Source organism: Phyllobacterium sp. 22229, assembly GCF_052056495.1.
GTDB classification, from domain to species: domain Bacteria; phylum Pseudomonadota; class Alphaproteobacteria; order Rhizobiales; family Rhizobiaceae; genus Phyllobacterium; species Phyllobacterium myrsinacearum.
Genome location: NZ_JBQEPA010000023.1, coordinates 1 through 16,778 on the forward strand (window position 1 = coordinate 1; position 16,778 = coordinate 16,778).

General features: G+C 59.0%; 15 protein-coding genes. 9 read left to right on the forward strand and 6 right to left on the reverse strand.

Going from position 1 to position 16,778, the window contains the following annotated elements; genetic code table 11:
- Nucleotides 1–787: DEAD/DEAH box helicase (locus ACTJJ7_RS22905; protein ID WP_440968927.1), on the reverse strand; the 787-nt coding region annotated here is incomplete at its 3' end.
- 213 nt (nt 788–1,000) lie between these two features.
- Here ACTJJ7_RS22905 and ACTJJ7_RS22910 point away from each other — a divergent pair.
- The 6 genes from ACTJJ7_RS22910 to fghA all read left to right on the forward strand — a co-directional run bounded on the left by ACTJJ7_RS22910 (nt 1,001) and on the right by fghA (nt 8,020).
- Nucleotides 1,001–4,273, forward strand: coding sequence for a S10 family serine carboxypeptidase-like protein (locus tag ACTJJ7_RS22910; RefSeq protein ID WP_440968928.1), 3,273 nt, complete (start codon nt 1,001–1,003; stop codon nt 4,271–4,273).
- A 32-nt stretch (nt 4,274–4,305) separates the two neighbouring features.
- Complete coding sequence (locus tag ACTJJ7_RS22915) at nt 4,306–4,737, forward strand: hypothetical protein (protein ID WP_440968929.1); 432 nt, start codon at nt 4,306–4,308, stop codon at nt 4,735–4,737.
- Between the two features lie 169 nt (nt 4,738–4,906).
- Complete coding sequence (locus tag ACTJJ7_RS22920; RefSeq protein ID WP_105737967.1) at nt 4,907–6,019, forward strand: S-(hydroxymethyl)glutathione dehydrogenase/class III alcohol dehydrogenase; 1,113 nt, start codon at nt 4,907–4,909, stop codon at nt 6,017–6,019.
- A complete protein-coding gene (locus tag ACTJJ7_RS22925; protein ID WP_440968930.1) occupies nt 6,019–6,495 on the forward strand; it encodes a GNAT family N-acetyltransferase in 477 nt (158 codons plus the stop codon). Before ACTJJ7_RS22920 ends, ACTJJ7_RS22925 begins: the two co-directional genes overlap by 1 nt.
- A gap of 7 nt (nt 6,496–6,502) precedes the next feature.
- A complete protein-coding gene (locus ACTJJ7_RS22930; RefSeq protein ID WP_440968931.1) occupies nt 6,503–7,153 on the forward strand; it encodes a DUF1345 domain-containing protein in 651 nt (216 codons plus the stop codon).
- A 27-nt stretch (nt 7,154–7,180) separates the two neighbouring features.
- On the forward strand, nt 7,181–8,020 hold the full coding sequence (gene fghA / locus ACTJJ7_RS22935) for an S-formylglutathione hydrolase (protein WP_440968932.1): 840 nt from the start codon (nt 7,181–7,183) through the stop codon (nt 8,018–8,020).
- Here fghA and ACTJJ7_RS22940 read toward each other — a convergent pair.
- The 3 genes from ACTJJ7_RS22940 to ACTJJ7_RS22950 form a co-directional block, all read right to left on the reverse strand.
- The gene (locus ACTJJ7_RS22940) at nt 8,017–8,778 is read right to left on the reverse strand and encodes an RES family NAD+ phosphorylase (protein ID WP_130268499.1); all 762 of its coding nucleotides are present in this window, start codon (nt 8,776–8,778) and stop codon (nt 8,017–8,019) included. The genes fghA and ACTJJ7_RS22940 overlap by 4 nt on opposite strands.
- Complete coding sequence (locus ACTJJ7_RS22945) at nt 8,738–9,121, reverse strand: MbcA/ParS/Xre antitoxin family protein (protein WP_105738136.1); 384 nt, start codon at nt 9,119–9,121, stop codon at nt 8,738–8,740. The genes ACTJJ7_RS22940 and ACTJJ7_RS22945 overlap by 41 nt, the downstream gene beginning before the upstream one ends.
- Before the next feature lie 86 nt (nt 9,122–9,207).
- A complete protein-coding gene (locus tag ACTJJ7_RS22950; protein WP_105737956.1) occupies nt 9,208–10,587 on the reverse strand; it encodes a cytochrome P450 in 1,380 nt (459 codons plus the stop codon).
- Nucleotides 10,588–10,868: 281 nt separating this feature from the next.
- Between ACTJJ7_RS22950 and ACTJJ7_RS22955 the strand changes: the two genes are divergently transcribed.
- The 3 genes from ACTJJ7_RS22955 (at nt 10,869) to gyrB (ending at nt 15,823) form a co-directional block, all read left to right on the forward strand.
- Nucleotides 10,869–12,689: a S10 family serine carboxypeptidase-like protein gene (locus ACTJJ7_RS22955; protein ID WP_440968933.1), complete on the forward strand. Its 1,821-nt coding sequence runs from the start codon at nt 10,869–10,871 to the stop codon at nt 12,687–12,689.
- Nucleotides 12,682–13,110 carry a hypothetical protein gene (locus ACTJJ7_RS22960; RefSeq protein WP_130268502.1) on the forward strand — a complete coding sequence of 143 codons (429 nt, stop codon included), beginning with the start codon at nt 12,682–12,684 and terminating at the stop codon, nt 13,108–13,110. The genes ACTJJ7_RS22955 and ACTJJ7_RS22960 overlap by 8 nt, the downstream gene beginning before the upstream one ends.
- Before the next feature lie 271 nt (nt 13,111–13,381).
- On the forward strand, nt 13,382–15,823 hold the full coding sequence (gyrB, locus tag ACTJJ7_RS22965) for a DNA topoisomerase (ATP-hydrolyzing) subunit B (protein WP_105737950.1): 2,442 nt from the start codon (nt 13,382–13,384) through the stop codon (nt 15,821–15,823).
- A 112-nt stretch (nt 15,824–15,935) separates the two neighbouring features.
- On the opposite strand, the gene ACTJJ7_RS22970 is transcribed toward gyrB, so the two are convergent.
- Complete coding sequence (locus ACTJJ7_RS22970; RefSeq protein WP_440968934.1) at nt 15,936–16,226, reverse strand: HigA family addiction module antitoxin; 291 nt, start codon at nt 16,224–16,226, stop codon at nt 15,936–15,938.
- An 8-nt stretch (nt 16,227–16,234) separates the two neighbouring features.
- Nucleotides 16,235–16,621, reverse strand: a complete 387-nt coding sequence (locus ACTJJ7_RS22975) for a type II toxin-antitoxin system RelE/ParE family toxin (RefSeq protein ID WP_342635172.1) — start codon at nt 16,619–16,621, stop codon at nt 16,235–16,237.
- Between the last annotated feature and the right edge of the window lie 157 nt (nt 16,622–16,778).

The following is a 16,778-nucleotide window of genomic DNA, read 5'->3' on the forward strand; positions in this document are numbered from 1 at the left end:
GGATCGCCGCATCCTGGTCGCGGCCTTCGAGCGCGCCATAGAGCGGCACGATCAGCGTATCGGCGCCCACGCGCCCGTCCAGCGCTTCGGCGGCGCGCTCGATCTCGCGCTGTCCGGGAAGAAAGGCCAGAATGCTACCCGTTTCCGTTGCCAGCGTGTCGCGGATCGCCCGCGCCATGGCCTCTTCGATCTTCTCATCCGGCCTGCGCTCGCGATAGCGCGTTTCGATGGGAAAGGAGCGGCCCTTGCTTTCCAGCACCGGCGCATCGCCGAGGAGCTGCGCCACGCGTGCGCCGTCGAGCGTGGCCGACATGACGAGAAGCTTCAGGTCCGGCCGCAGCGCCGCCTGCACGTCGAGCGCCAGCGCCAGGCCGAAATCCGCGTCGAGGCTGCGCTCGTGAAATTCATCGAACAGCACGGCGGCGACACCGGCAAGATCGGGATCGTCGAGGATCATGCGGGCGAACACGCCCTCGGTCACCACGAGGATGCGCGTCCTCGCCGACACCCTGTTTTCCAGCCGCATGCGGTAACCGACGGTGGCACCCACCTCCTCATCCAGCAGGTTGGCCATGCGGCTGGCGGCGGCGCGGGCGGCGAGACGGCGCGGTTCGAGGAGGATAATGGTCCGGTCCCCGCGCCATGGCGCGCCAAGCAGATGCAGCGGAATGAGCGTGGTCTTGCCGGCGCCCGGCGGCGCCACCACAACCGCCGCCGTGCCGCCCGCCAGCGCACCGTCCAGCGCGGGAAAAATCTCGGTCACGGGCAGGAGGGGCAGGTCAGGCACGGCAAAATCCAGTGGTGAAATCTCCGGCCGTTTTGACAAGGTTTGTGGCGTTAAGTCCATCCTTTTCTCTGTGGTGACGGAGGGATATAGGCGGTCACAACCTCTCTGCATTTCCTCGGTTGTTGAGACTTTCGCTCAATTGACAGCACCTCATCCCATTTGACAGCTTGGCCTTTTTCAAAAGCATTTTTAAAACTGGGGAATTTTTCACACATGAAATTACGAATTCTCTCGCTGTCAATGCTGGCTGCATTGGCCGCCTGCAACAATTCATCTGACTCGCCGTCTACGGCGGATACGCCGGGCGGAACCTTCGATATCTCTGCGGAGACGGCTCCGGCCGTTGCGGCGGCACCTGATCCTGACAGGGACATGCCGCTGGAGGATAAAACGTTCTATGGCCTCAAGGGTGGCAACTCCGTTGAACTGAGCCAGGTAAGCGAGGCCGCTTCGGTCATGCACCACAGCATGAAAATCGGCGGGGAGGATGTGAAATTCACCGCCCGCGCAGGCCATCTCATCGCCTACAAGCCGGCTGCGGCTGATGGCGCCAGTGACCCGCAGGCGGCCATTTTCTACACCAGCTATACCAGGGATGATCTGCCGCGTGAAAATCGCCCCGTCACCTTCTTCTGGAATGGCGGACCGGGAGCCTCGTCGAAATTTCTGCATCTCGGCTCCTGGGCGCCCAAACGCATGGTCATCAATCCGCCGGTCATTCCGCCGGAATATTTTGAGAAAGACCAGCCGGCGTTCCCGGTGATCGACGATGCGGAGACACTCCTCGACCAGAGCGATCTTGTCTTTGTCGATCCGGTCGGCACCGGCTTCTCCTCGGCCATAGCGCCGCACAAGAACGAGGATTTCTGGGGCGTTGACAGCGACCCGAAAATCCTGCGTGATTTCATCACCCGCTACATCAACACCTATAATCGCCAGAGTTCGCCCAAATATCTCTATGGCGAATCCTATAGCGGCATCCGCACGCCGATCACCGCGCGGCTTCTGCTCGAGGCGGGAAGCGCCAACTATTTGCCCGATCCCTCGGGCAAGCCGCCCGTCGCGCTCTCCGGCATCGTCCTGCAATCGCCGGTTCTCGATTATAACAGCAGTTGCACCCTGGGCTCTAAGGCCTCCTGCGAAGGCCTGTTGCCGACCTATGCGGCCACGGCCGATTATTACGGCCTGCTGCCGGCGCGGGGCGAGCGTCCGCTTGAAGATTTGCTTGTGGATGTCCGCGCATTTGGAGCCACATCCTATCGCACGGTGCAAAAGACGATCGTCAGTAAAATAACCAACCCGTCGGGGAAGACTGTGCAACAGGACTACCTTGAGGAATTGGCAACGCCTGATTCAGAGTACTTCAGGCATCTATCTGAAGAAGCGAAAGAAGAGAAATTGAAGTATTATGGGGCTATTGCACCAACGCCTGTTTGGGCGTTCATGACCGCCGTGGACGAAATCGATTCAGCAATAACATTGCCACTCACAATCAATAAGCCCCTTTTCCCGCTAACCAAATTGTGTGTGCCGTCGCAGGCTAAGGAGGCTGTAAAAAATTCGCCGCCGTTACCGATTGAAATTGGTGTCGATATATCGAGTTTCAAGCGCGAGCCGCTTTCCGGCAAGGAGTTTGTTGCCCTAAAACAAGCTGTGCCTTCTGCAGTAAAAGGAGAAATCCCACGAACAGAAAAAATGGTTAAAAGCGGAGCTTACTTCGATTATTTGATCGATCAAACAACGCAAAAGCTTTTGCTGGGTTCAGCTTGGAAAGACGTTGAATGCCCTATAATACAAGCTTGGTCAAACTATGTATCGTCTACCAACGGATTCAAGTATTTGAGAGATTTGTACAAGTACACTGGCTTGGGTCAACCCATAAAAACCATCGATAGCCCGTGGGTGCGATACCCAAATATGGATTATAACATATTTCTTAACAAGCTAATCCCGGGATATAGTTTTAATGTCTATGACGCCCGCATGAGCGTGCCGGGCATGAATTATGATCCAAGTTTCGCCGATACCGCCGGCGGCAATGCGGCCATGGCCGGTCTTTTGCCCGGCTTTGTCGGCTATATCAACAGGACCGCGCCCTATATGGGGATGAACGACCATGTCATTTACTCCTGGGATTGGACGCCTGATCCGGACGTGAAATTCAGCACCAGCCGCCTGCGAACGAGTATTCCGGATCTCATCGAAAGTCTGACCCTGCAAAGCGGCCTGAAGGTACTTGTCCTGCATGGCTATACGGACTTGGTCACGCCCTTCCACCAGACGGAACTTGATCTTGAAGATGTCGGATTGACGGATCGCATTCCGTTAAAAACCTTTGAAGGCGGCCATATGACCTACAGCAATGAAGCATCGCGGGCACCGATGAAGGCGGTGCTGGACCAGTTCTATGCCGGAACACTCGGCGGCCCTGGAACCGGTTCCTCATCAAGCCCGCACGTGGCGAGCCAGACGCCCGGCAGTATCACGCCTCTTGCAGAGGCGGCATCTGGGCCGGTGCAACCTAAAATACCTCAGCTCGATATAGATAAATTGGTGGCAGCAATCAAAGAGGAGGTCGGTGCCCTTAATGTTATCGATATTCGCAATATTAAAGATAAAGAGGTGGCAGGAGATGTTTCTTTGTTGCAATCGTACGCGAAAGAACCCGCATTGCTTAATGATCCCGTTAAGTTTAATCAAGTAAAATCCGCTCTTCCACAAGTTAGAAAATATTTCTTGGTAAATAGAATAAAAGTAATTGTTGGCAAGTTTGATCCCACTCGTGCTGCTGATCAGGCTGAGCTTGCAGCGATTAAAGACAAGAAGGTGCAAGATGATGTTCTTGCACTACACAAAGTGTACGTAGACCATATAAAGAATCCCGCTTTGCTTGACGATCCTGTTTTGGTCGACAGAGTAAAAATCATCCTTGCAGAGCTCGTATCATATGTTAAAGCCCAAAAATCGCAGGACGCGCCGCCGCCAGCCGTTGTCGTCGAGCCTGAATCCAAAGGGACGCAGGATAAGAACAAATCCACCGGGCCTGCGGCTGTGGCCAACAATGGTCAGCCTGTTGGAGCTCCCCAATCGCAGGCAGTGGCCGTGCCACCGGTGACCGTTCCCGCCAAGCCTGCGGCTGCAGCAGCGCCGCCCAACTTACGAGAGGAGAACACCAAGAAGCGCGATTTTCTCGTAGTGCAGGCGCAGAAAATCCAAGGTATCTATCACGATTTAATGAGCGCTCCTGGTGTGTCTGCAGCGCAAAAGGAGAAATATAAATCGCTCGGAAACGCCTCAATGGATATAGAACGCGCCCTCTCGGAAATTAATTTGGACATAGACAACGCAAATGTCTTCAAGACGGATGAGTCCCTCTTGAAGGAGCGAGAGGCAGAGGCGAAGAAGGCTCAGGCAGATCAAAAAGCGCCGCCGCCAGCAGCAAATCCTCCGGTCGTTCCGGTCAGCAATCCCGGCACCTTCCATTGAACCCGGCCGCTCGAAAAATGGGAAACAGGATCATGACAATCTATCGTTCTCTGATGTTTTTGACGCTCACCGGCAGTCTGGCTGCTGCCATGCCCGCAGCGGCGCAGGTGCCCGCCATGGCCAAACCGGTGGTTCATTCCAGCCTGCACCAGGTCAGCGACTATCTCGGCGCCCCGCCGCCCTATCCGGAGGGCTATGTCCCGCCCAAGCTGGACCCGGAAGGGCTGCAGGCCCAGGTCGACGGCCATCTCAAGGAAATGTTCGACAAGGCCGCCGATCCGTCCTCGCAGCTTGTCACAATGGCAGCAGCCAAAGCCGTCGGATGGGGTTTTGTCTCCGACCATTTCGCTGAGATTGATGCCAACCGCGATGGTTTCATCACCTATGGCGAATATAAGCGCTTTCTCGATGCGCGTTCGCCGGTGAAACGCCAGGCCAAGGGCGAGGTGCAGGTGGTCGAATAGGGCCCGCGTGACAGGCCATTGGCCTCAAGACAGGCCCTGATACAGCAACCGGCGGCATTTGCGCATGCAAATGTCGCCGATTTGATTGACGATCCCCGGTGTGATCCTGATAGTGCACAACTGCAAATCAGTAGACCGCATGTTGAAAGACGCATCAGGGAGAATCCGCATGAAATCGCGCGCCGCCGTTGCCTGGGAAGCCAGGAAGCCACTGACCATCGAAACCATCGAGATCGGCGGGCCGAAGCCGGGCGAGGTTCTGGTGGAGGTCATGGCCACCGGCGTGTGCCATACGGATGCCTACACGCTCTCCGGCCTTGATTCCGAAGGCAAATTTCCCGCCATTCTCGGCCATGAGGGCGCGGGCATCGTGCGCGAGCTTGGCGCCGGCGTCACCTCGCTGAAGGTCGGCGACCATGTCATTCCGCTCTACACGCCCGAATGCCGCCAGTGCAAGACCTGCCTGTCGCAGCGCTCGAACCTGTGCACCTCCATCCGCTCGACCCAGGGGCAGGGCGTCATGCCCGACGGCACCAGCCGCTTCTCCTGCGACGGCGGCGAAGTCTTCCATTACATGGGCTGCTCCACCTTTTCCAATTTCACCATCCTGCCTGAGATCGCGCTGGCCAAGGTGCGCGAGGACGCGCCCTTCGACAAGATCTGCTATATCGGCTGCGGCGTGACGACGGGCATCGGCGCCGTCATCTATACCGGCAAGGTCTGGCCCGGCGCCAATGTGGTGGTGTTCGGTCTCGGCGGCATCGGCCTCAATGTCATCCAGGGCGCGCGCATGGTCGGCGCCGACAAGATCATCGGTGTCGATCTCAACCCCGCCAAGGTCGAGATGGCGAAAAGATTCGGCATGACCCATTTCGTCAATCCCAACGAGGTCGGCAACGACAAGGTGGTGCAGGCCATTCAGGACCTCACCGATGGCGGCGCGGATTTCTCCTTCGATGCAACCGGCAACACCAATGTCATGCGCCAGGCGCTCGAATGCTGCCATCGCGGCTGGGGCACCAGCATCGTCATCGGCGTGGCCGAAGCCGGCAAGGAAATCGCAACGCGGCCGTTCCAGCTCGTCACCGGGCGCAACTGGCGCGGCACGGCCTTTGGCGGCGCGCGCGGGCGCACCGATGTGCCGAAAATCGTCGACTGGTACATGGAAGGCAAGATCGAGATCGACCCGCTCATCACCCACACCATGCCGCTCGAGGACATCAACACCGCCTTCGACCTGATGCATGAGGGCAAATCGATCCGCTCGGTCGTGGTTTTCTGATGGCCAGTGACGGCTACAGGGTGGATGTGCGCGGGATGGATGCGTTCAGCCCGCGCGATCTCTATGCCATGCTGCGCCTGCGGGTCGATGTCTTCGTGGTCGAGCAGAAATGCCCCTATCCGGAACTCGACGGCAAGGATGGTGAAGCGCTGCACCTGCGGCTTCTCCAGGGCGATGCGCTGGTGGCGAGCGCCCGCCTGCGCCCGCCGCATGGCGGCATGGATGCGGCGCGCATCGGCCGGGTCGTCGTTTCGCCCGCGCATCGCGGCCAGCGGCTCGGCGAGACGCTGATGGCAGAGGCCATTGCCGCCTGCGAAACCCGCTTTCCCGGCCGCCCCATCGCGCTGTCGGCACAAAGCCACCTGCAGCGGTTTTATGAATCCTTCGGCTTTTTGCCGGTGTCGGGCGAATATCTGGAAGACGGTATTCCCCATGTCGACATGCAGCGGCCCGTGACGGCCCAGACATCGCGGTAGACGGCCGATGCTGCGCCGGCACAACCCCTTTTATATCGCCGCCATCGCCGGTCTCGCCGCGCTGGCGCTTGCCCTGATGTTTTATCCGCATCTTGCCTATGTGCTCGGGGCAAACACCTTCTTCATCGTCTATCTCATCCTGACGGCGTTCAAGATCCGCCGGCTGACGGCGGATTTTCTCCGGAAGAATGCCGCCCGTTCCGACGAACCCATGGCGATCATCTTTGCCGTTACCCTCGGCACGGTTGTCGTGGCGGTGGGTTCGCTTTTCGTGCTGATCAACAGCGGCAAGAACCCGCAGCTGATCAATCTTGTGCCCGCGCTGGCCGCCGTGCCGCTGGGCTGGGCGACCATCCATGCCATGGCCGCCATCCATTATGCCCATCTCTACTGGCAGCCGGATGAAACGGCGCAGGGTACGAAGGACAAGCCGCGCAAACATGTGGGCGGGCTGGATTTCCCCGGCGAAAAGGAGCCGGGCGGCATCGAGTTTCTGTATTTCTCCTTTGTCATCGGCATGACCGCGCAAACCTCCGATACGGCGGTCACCAGCACCGAAATGCGCAGGGTCAACCTGCTGCACGCCATCGTTTCTTTTTTTTTCAACACGGTGCTTGTCGCAGCGGCGGTCAATGTCGCTGTCGCGCTCGGCCAGTAATCAGCTCAGAAAATCACGGGAATTGTCATGGAAACGCTATCGATCGCCAGAAGTTTTGACGGCACGCAGGGTGTCTACCGCCATCGCAGCGATGTCTGCCAGTGCGACATGACTTTTGCAGTGTTCCTGCCGCCGCAGGCCAAGGATGGCCCGGTGCCGGTGCTGTGGTATCTCTCGGGCCTCACCTGCACCCACCAGAACGTCATGGACAAGGGCGAATACCGCCGGGCGGCGGCCGCGCACGGCGTTGCCATCATCTGCCCGGATACCAGCCCGCGCGGCGATCACGTGCCGGATGAAAAGGACAATTGGCAGTTCGGGTCAGGCGCCGGATTTTATCTCGACGCGACCGAGGCGCCCTATGCCGCCAACTACCGCATGGCGAGCTATATCGCGCAGGAACTGCCGGCGCTGATCGGCGCCAATTTTCCCGTCGATATGGCGCGGCAGGGTATTTTCGGCCATTCCATGGGCGGGCACGGCGCCATCACGCTGGCGTTGAAACACCCCGGCCGTTACCGTTCGGTTTCCGCCTTCGCCCCGATCGCCCGGCCGGGTGTCGCGGGCTGGTCGCGTCCGGCCTTTGAAAAATATCTCGGCACCGATGAGGCGGCCTGGCGCGCCTATGACAGCGTGCTTTTGATCGAGGATGGTCACCGCGTGCCGGAACTGTTGGTGGATCAGGGCAAGGCCGACGGCTTTCTCGATGACGGCCTGCGCCCGTGGCTCCTGGAAGAGGCGTGCCGGCACGCCAACATTCCGCTGACGCTCCACATGCGCGATGGCTACGACCATTCCTATTTCTTCATTTCCACCTTCATGGCCGATCATATCGCCTGGCACGCCGCGCGGCTCGGTTCGTCTTAACGGCGCAGCACCCCGGCCATGCGCGGGTCGCGGGCAAAGATCGCGCGGCTGAAACCCAGCCGGATGTCCGGCTGGTCGCAGATGGCCTTGACGCCGTAATCGGAAAACACCAGCCGCCACGTGGTCGTATGCGTGGGGCGCGGCATGGCAAAGGCGCCGCATGTGAGCAGGGCCAGATTGGCGCCGCCCGCGGGGTCGCGCACCGACTGGTAGCGGATGATCTCGATGCCTGCCTGATGCGCCGCGTCGGCCAGCGCAAGGCAGGCCGAATAGTCGGTCAGGTGGGTCCAGTGCTCCGCATGCCGGGCAAAGGGGGCCGCCGTCAGATCGATGCCGCGCTTGGTGGCATAGCGGCTTTCGAATGCGGTGAATTCCAGCGCATTGCGCGGCCAAGGCGTTCCCGGGCTCTCGCTGAAGAACAGGAGGCGGTAGAATGCCGTCTCGGCCACTGCCGTTTCAACCGCTTCGCTGGCATAGAACACGCCGGGGGAATAGCCCTCGCGCCGGAAGCGGGAATTGCCGGGATAACGACCGTAGCGGAACGGTGTTGCCAGGAGATAATCGAGCCGGGCGCAATCCGGCGGCAAAGGCGGCTTGGTCGCTTCGATCTCGTCCTCGAGCAGAGCCTGCTCGTCGAGCGTATCGACAAGTTTCATGGTGGAAACGCGGTGTTGTGCCTCGACGAGACGCCAGCAGGCGCCATGCCGGTCGCGCGCCTCAGATCGGAGCGCGTCGGGCGTCCAGATAGGCAAGGACATGGGCGAGACCGTCAATGGTTTTGATGCGGTTGAGCGGCTTGCCCCCCAGCATGCTGTTGTCGGTGCGGATCCACTGCCGGGCGACGCTGTCGTCACCGCCGACAATGGCGTCCAGCGAGCGATAGAGCCGGATGAAAAGCAGCGCCAGTTCGTAACTCTTGCCGGTGAGCGGCGCGCCATCCTCGCTGCGCTTCAGGCGCGATATGCTGGGCTCCGACAGGCCGACCACGGTCGACAGTTCCTTGGCGGTCAGCCCGAGCAATTCGGACGACCGCAGCAGGGCCTTGGAAACAACGGCGGTCTTGCTGGTGTGTTCCGGTGTGCGTTGGGTGAGTGCCGACATATCCAAACCTTTCATCTGAAAGGAATATAGCTTTAATTTCAGGTGAAATCAATGGGTGAGGATTTTGGTTGTCTGGCAGCCATTCCCTACCGCCTTGCCGAAACCGCCATGGGCAGTCCGCCATCGGGTTGCGTCGTGAGTTTCTGCACCGGCCATGGCTTTGCGGTGCCCACCGTATCGAAACGGTAGCGGTGCAGCAGCGTTGCCAGCGCGATGATGGCCTCCTGCAGCGCAAAGCTGGCACCGATGCACACGCGCGGCCCGGCGCCGAACGGCAGGTACTGAAAGCGGTCGATCTTGTCGCGGTTTTCCGGATGGAAGCGCGAGGGCACGAAGGCTTCAGGATTGTCCCAGTAGAGGCGATGACGATGCACCGTCCACGGCATGACCAGAATGGCGGACCCCTTGGGAATATGCAGATCCTTGTACTGGTCGTCTTCCACCGGTTCGCGATTGATCGACGGCGCTGGCGGGTAGAGCCGCATGGCCTCCTCGAAGGCGGCCCGCGTCAAGGGCAGGGCGTTCAGCCAGTCATGTGGCGCCGGCAGCGGGTCCTGCTGCATGAAGGCGTCGATTTCCTGCTCGATCAGATCGCGTTCCCATGGCGCCTGCGCCAGCAGATAGAACGTCCAGCCCAGCGCGCGTGCCGTGGTTTCGTGCCCGGCACCAATGAAGGTGATGATATTGTCTTCGATCTCGGCGCGCGACAGTCCGTCCGGCCCTTCCGCGCGCAGCAGCAATGTCAGGAAATCGTTGGGAACGGCATCGCCATCCCGGTCCATGCGCGCCTTGCGCAGGACGATCGTCTCGGCAACGATCTTGCGGAAGAAGGCCAGTGCCCTGCGGCCGCGGATCTGGGTGAAGCGCGGCAGCCAGCCCGGCGCGCCGAGGAGGTCCAGCGGATCGACCCGCCCCATTGTCTCGAACAGGCGGTCGACTTCATGAGCGAATTCATCGGGTTCGCCGGCAATTTCGCCGGAAAACAGGGTTTCCGCCAGAATATCGTAGGTGAGCATCGTCATGTCGCGGGACACGTCGATGGTGCCTGCCACGCTTTCATAGCGTTCGGCAAAGCTTTCCGTGGTCCGCTTCATCGCTGCGGCAAAACCGTTGATGTGGCGCGGGGTGAACACCGGGGCCATCGCCCTGCGCGAGCGTTTCCAGGTCTCGCCTTCGGCCGTCAGCAGTCCGTCGCGCAGGATCGGGCGCAGGATGCGCTGGCGCACCGCCGCCATCTTGTAATTCCTGGCGTTGTCGACGAGGACATGGCGGATCAGGCCGGGATCATTGGCGATGATCGTGTGCTGGAAGGCCCAGTCGATGGATACCCATGGTTCATTGTAGGACGGCTCTCCCCACAATTCGAGCGGATTGCGGTAAATGGTGCGGATCAGTTCGATCGTACCAACCGGGCCCGTGCGCGGCACCGGTGCGGGGGGAATGAATGCGGTTCTGACAGTGTCCATATGGCAGCCTCCAGACCCGGAATGTGGGGATGGTGTTTCCCGATGTCCACCCATTCAGCCCTGATTCCTGCAATGCCCCGGCTTTTCGCCGGTTTGCCGTTGGCCTATCGACCAATGGCTAATTGACGAGGGATGGCCGGGCAGGGTGTACTCATCCCATAGGCTGCCATTTTTGTGAGTCAGTCGAAACGGCCGGCCGAAAACCAGATATGCTCTCAGTTTTTATCTCATTATATCAATAGCTTAAGTATTTTATCGATTTATATTGTGAGGTTGTGACCATGGCTTTTCGCCTGTATTGGCTCCTGCTGGCGGTGTTTCTCGCGTCCTGCAGTGGCGGTTCCGATTCCGGAAAATCCGATTCAACCGCCTCGTCAGGAACTTTTACCACCCCGGCGCCCAAGCCCGTGCAGCCGGTGCCCGGGAGTGCCGTCTTTGCCTATGGGTTCCACGATGCGGTGGACCGCCTGGCCGTGAGCGAAACGCCTTCCAGCAAGGCACAGACGATCAACCTCAAGGGGAACGTCATTCCGTTCACTGCAACCGCCGGTCATATGATCGCCTATGACTGGGAAAGTGCCCCGCCGAAGCCAGCTGATCTGGCTGGGCTCGATGCGCAAGCCGCCATTTTCTACACGGCCTATACGCGTGATGACCTGCCGCGCGAAACCCGCCCGGTTACCTTCGTTTTCAATGGCGGGCCGGGCGGCGCATCTGCAGTTCTGGATCTCGATTTCCTTGGGCCGAAGAAAGCCGATCCGGTATCGCCGGAACTGAGGCTGCTCGATAATCCTGATACGCTGCTCGACAAAACCGATCTTGTGTTTGTCGATCCGGTTGGCACGGGCTATTCCACAGCGATCCGGCCGCATGAAAATGCTGATTTCTGGGGCGTCGACAGCGATGCCGAAGTCCTGCGTGATTTCATTACCCGTTACGTCAACCTCACCGGCCGGCAAAGCTCGCCGAAATATATTTACGGTGTATCCTATGGCGGTCTGCGTGCGCCCATCATCGGGCGCCGGCTCATCGAAAGTGGCAGCCGCGACTATATGGCTGGCCCGGATGGCAAGCCGGCCAATATCCTTGCCGGACTGATCCTGAACTCGCCCATGCTGGACGTTAAAACAGACTGCAGCCGATCCAACTTCTCCTGCGGGGGAGCGCTGCCCACCTACGCCATGGTTGCTGCCTATCACGGCAAACCCGCAGGACGTCAGGGTCTGACGGCCGAGGACCTGACAACGGCCGATCCAGCATCTGTGGCCCCAAAGATTGCGAGATTCCTGTCGGATGTCCGCGCATTTGCCACCACTTTCAACAGTCTGTATCGGGCCGTATTCCCGGGTGTTTCGCAAGCGGCCTCTGACCGAATCAACTGGGACGCTTACCTCAAGGCACCCAACTGGTCCGTTTCGGACGCAGGTCAACCCAATGCTGAAGATTTCCTCAATAGGCTCTACACGCTTACCGGCATAGGCAAACCGTACCAGAAAGGGGATATGCCCAAGGACAATCCCTGGATCGAAACCCCCAATCTCAATTCATTGCAATTCCTTGAAAGGTTTGATCCGGCGCAGGGTAAGCTTTTCATCAATGACGGACGGAAGTTTTTGCCCAGGCAGACAATCGATCCGATGTTGGACCGGACTGATATTTATTACGATTTCATAAAGACCTATCAGGCCGGTTTCATGAATTACAAGCCGACGTCGGAGTATCTGGGTCTCAACGGCCGCATCATCGACAACTGGAATTACTTGCCTGATCCAAGGCTGCCTGGTGCCGAACGCAGGTTCGCAACCAGTCTTCCGGATATGGCGTTTGCCTTGACCTTGAACCCCAGCCTGAAAGTTCTCATCCAGCACGGCTATTACGACCTCAACACCGTGTTTCATCAAACGGAACTGAACATAACGCGCGCTGGCTTGGCGGCGAAGGTGCCGGTCAAAACCTATGAGGGCGGTCACGGCATCCTGCCCGGCAAGACCCGTTCCTATGAACATGTCATGCAGGATCTCGATGCATTCTATGCCCAGCCCCAGACGAACATGATTGCCGCGTTGAATGCGCCGCTCGCAGGAGGGGATAGCCATGAATAAATGTGCTTTGTGGATCACCGCGGTTTTGCTCGCCGTCAGCGCTCAAGCGCCGGCTTCCCATGCCGGGGATTCCATCAATCTGACCCGGCCGGATCCAGACATGCGGACGCGCGTGCTGCGCGCCATTCCGCCGCATGGTCAGCCGGGACAGGAACGTCCCGAGCCGATCACGCCGGAGGGCGTAGGCAGCGCTGTCGACCGGCGTATCCGCTCTCTGTTCGACCGGGCTGCTGACCCTGCCACGCAGCGCGTCACCGTCGCTTCGGCGGAAAAAGCCGGTGTGGGCTATTTTGCCGATCATTTCAGGGAAATCGATCGCGACGAAAGCGGCAGTCTCGACTTTGCCGAGGTCAAGGCGTTTTTCGGCGCCCAGTCTCCCATTGCACAGCCGGAATCGGCGGGAATTCAGATGATCAGGTAGCGTACATGGTCACGTTTCAGGTCAGACTATAGCGTCCGGACCAAATTGCGGGAAAAGGTTGGCCCTGCTCACGCCGAATCTGCGCCATACCGCAGGGTTCAGGCACAGATTTCCGTGTCAATCAGGCGTTTTTTGGCCATGATCCGTGGATAGCCTATAGGCTAAGAATTGGAAAAATGTACATTAACCACTATATCTAGGTCTGTAGCCGGGCATGATTCGCCCGGGTCCTTCACGCCAGTTCACGGCGCCAAGAAAAGATTGAATTTATATGAGTGATACACCTGAGATGACGACCGGAACCTCACCGGAATATGGTGCAGATTCTATCAAGGTTCTCAAGGGGTTGGATGCTGTCCGCAAGCGCCCGGGTATGTATATCGGCGATACGGATGACGGCTCCGGCTTGCACCACATGGTCTATGAAGTCGTTGACAACGCCATTGACGAGGCGCTTGCCGGTCATGCGACCCGCGTCACCGTCACGCTCAATCCCGATGGTTCCTGCACCGTCACCGACAACGGGCGCGGGATTCCCACGGATATGCACGAGGAAGGCGTCTCCGCCGCCGAGGTCATCATGACCCAGCTGCACGCCGGCGGTAAGTTCGACCAGAACTCCTACAAGGTGTCAGGCGGTCTGCATGGCGTGGGTGTTTCCGTGGTCAACGCCCTGTCGGTCTGGCTGCGTCTCAAGATTCGCCGCCAGGGCAAAATCCATGAAATGAGTTTCACCCATGGCGTTGCCGATGCTCCGCTGCGGGAAATCGGCGATTCCAATGGCGAGACCGGCACGGAAGTGTCGTTCCTGCCCTCGACCGAAACATTCACCATGGTCGAGTTCGATTTCAAGACGCTGGAACATCGTCTGCGCGAGCTCGCGTTTCTGAACTCGGGTGTCCGCATCCTTCTGGCTGACCGCCGCCATGCCGATCCGGTCGAGCTTGAGCTGTTTTACGAAGGCGGGCTGACCGCCTACGTCAAATATCTCGATCGCACCAAAAAGGAACTGGTCAGCGAACCGATTTACATTCGCGGCGAACGCGATGACACCACGGTGGAAGTCGCCATGTGGTGGAATGACAGCTATCACGAAAATGTTCTGTGCTTCACCAACAACATTCCGCAGCGCGATGGCGGGACGCATCTGGCCGGTTTCCGTGGTGCGCTGACGCGCCAGATGACCGGCTATGCCGAAAACACCGGGCAGGCGAAGAAGGCAAAGGTATCGCTGACCGGCGACGATTGCCGCGAAGGTCTGACGGCCGTTCTCTCGGTCAAGGTACCGGACCCGAAATTTTCGTCGCAGACCAAGGACAAGCTCGTTTCATCGGAAGTGCGCGCGGTTGTCGAAAGTCTCGTCAACGAAGCCTTGTCGAGCTGGCTGGAAGAGCATCCCGCCGAAGGCAAGGTTCTGGTGGAAAAAGTCATCCAGGCCGCCTCCGCCCGTGAGGCCGCGCGCAAGGCGCGTGACATCACCCGCAAGAATTCGCTGAGCATCAGCTCGCTGCCCGGCAAGCTTGCCGATTGCCAGGAACGCGATCCGGCCAAGTCGGAAATCTTCATCGTCGAGGGCGATTCCGCCGGTGGTTCGGCCAAGGGCGGGCGCTCGCGCCAGAACCAGGCCATCCTGCCGCTGCGCGGCAAGATCCTGAATGTCGAGCGCGTCAAGCTGGACCGCATGCTCTCCTCCGACCAGATCGGCACGCTGATCCTGGCGCTGGGAACCAGCATCGGCAAGGACGAGTTCAACCCGGACAAGCTGCGGTATCACAAGATCATCATCATGACCGACGCCGACGTCGACGGAGCGCATATTCGCACGCTGCTGCTGACGTTCTTCTTTCGCCAGATGCCGGAACTGATCGAGCGTGGCCATATCTATATCGCCCAGCCGCCGCTTTATAAGGTGTCGCGCGGCAAGTCCTCACAATATATCAAGAATGAAGCGGCCTTCGAGGAGTTCCTGATTGATTCCGGCCTTGAAGAAGCATCGCTGGAACTGACCGGCGGCGAAGTGCGGGCCGGCACCGATTTGCGGTCTGTCATCAACGATGCCCTGGCCGTCCGTCATCTCCTGCTGGGCCTCAACACGCGCTATGACCGCGCTGTCGTCGAGCAGGCGACTATCGCCGGAGCGCTCAATCCGGAAGCCATTTCCGATACGCCGCGCGCTGAGCTTTTGGTGAAGGAAGTCGCTGCCCGCCTCGACCTGATTGCCGAAGAGACGGAAAAGGGCTGGACCGGCCGGCTTGCGACCCCGGATGACGGTGTTGATGGTTATGTCCTGGAACGTTCGCTGCGCGGCGTGAAGGAAACCGTGACGCTCGATATGGCCTTGATCGGTTCGGCCGATGCGCGCCAGCTCGACCGCTATTCCCCGCGCCTGCAGGAAGTCTACGGCAAGCCGCCTGTCCTGCGCCGCAAGGAAAAGTCCGAATCCCTGGCCGGGCCGATTGCCCTGCTTGAGGCTGTCTTTGCCACGGGACGCAAGGGCCTGTCGCTGCAGCGTTATAAGGGGCTGGGTGAAATGAACGCCGATCAATTGTGGGAAACCACGCTTGATCCCAATGCGCGTTCGCTGCTGCAGGTCAAGGTCAATGACGCCACGGATGCCGACAGCCTGTTTTCAAGGCTGATGGGCGATGATGTGGAGCCGCGCCGCGAGTTCATTCAGGACAATGCGCTGAGCGTTGCCAATCTGGACGTTTGATCCCGGACATAAACCCGGCTGCGGGCGTTGCCGTCAGGCCACCGCCCGCAGATCGAAATCGGCGTGAATAAAGCCGAGTTGAAAGCGCCGTTTTGGCGGCAATCGCTGGCTCTTACGCCGCTTTTGGCGGCTGAATCGTCTTGACGGCAGGTCTGGCAGATGCCCGCGCTCGTGCAAGATCGTAGTTGATTTGCATATTCAACCAGAATTTGGCTTCGCTAACCCCGGCTGCCTCCAAGCGAAGGGCAAGCTCGGGGCTGATTGCAGCATGTCCATTGAGAACCCGGGAAAGTGCCGGCCTTGACATGCTCAGCCGGTCTGCAGCCTCGCTGACATTAATGCCAAGCGGAGTGAGCACGGTCTCTTTCAAGACAATTCCCGGGTGTGTAGGGCTTTTCATCATGGTTGCTCCTAGTGATAGTCCCGATAGTCGACCAGCTCGACATTCTGGTTGCTGAAGCGAAAAGTCACGCGCCAATTACCGTTGACCCAGATCGACCAATAGCCATTCAGCTGACCTTTAAGCGGATGAAGTTTGAATGCCGGGAGTCTCAGCTGTCTGGGTGTTTCTGCGGCATCCAGCGCAGTTAGAATCAGTGTCAGCTTCGCTGAATGTGCGGCCTGTATTCCTCGGGCGGATCCAGTGTAATAGAAGGTCTCAAGTCCCTTATGTCTGAAACTGATTATCACAAGATGTAACCCGTAACGGCACGCAATACAACTGTGCTGTGCGCTTGAGTTTGTTGCTACCACGCCAGAGAGCTGGCCACCACGATCCACAGGTTGCAATCCATCCACACAGGTGGCTCGGCACAAATGGGGTTGCTATTATACTTTTGTACAATTCCTATCTTGCCTGTTCCTCCGTGACATGATCTTTTGTCGAAGAAGAAGCGCGCGGCACCGGACGTTGATGAAACGATTTATCGGTGGGTGTGCCTTGTCGGGTAACCTG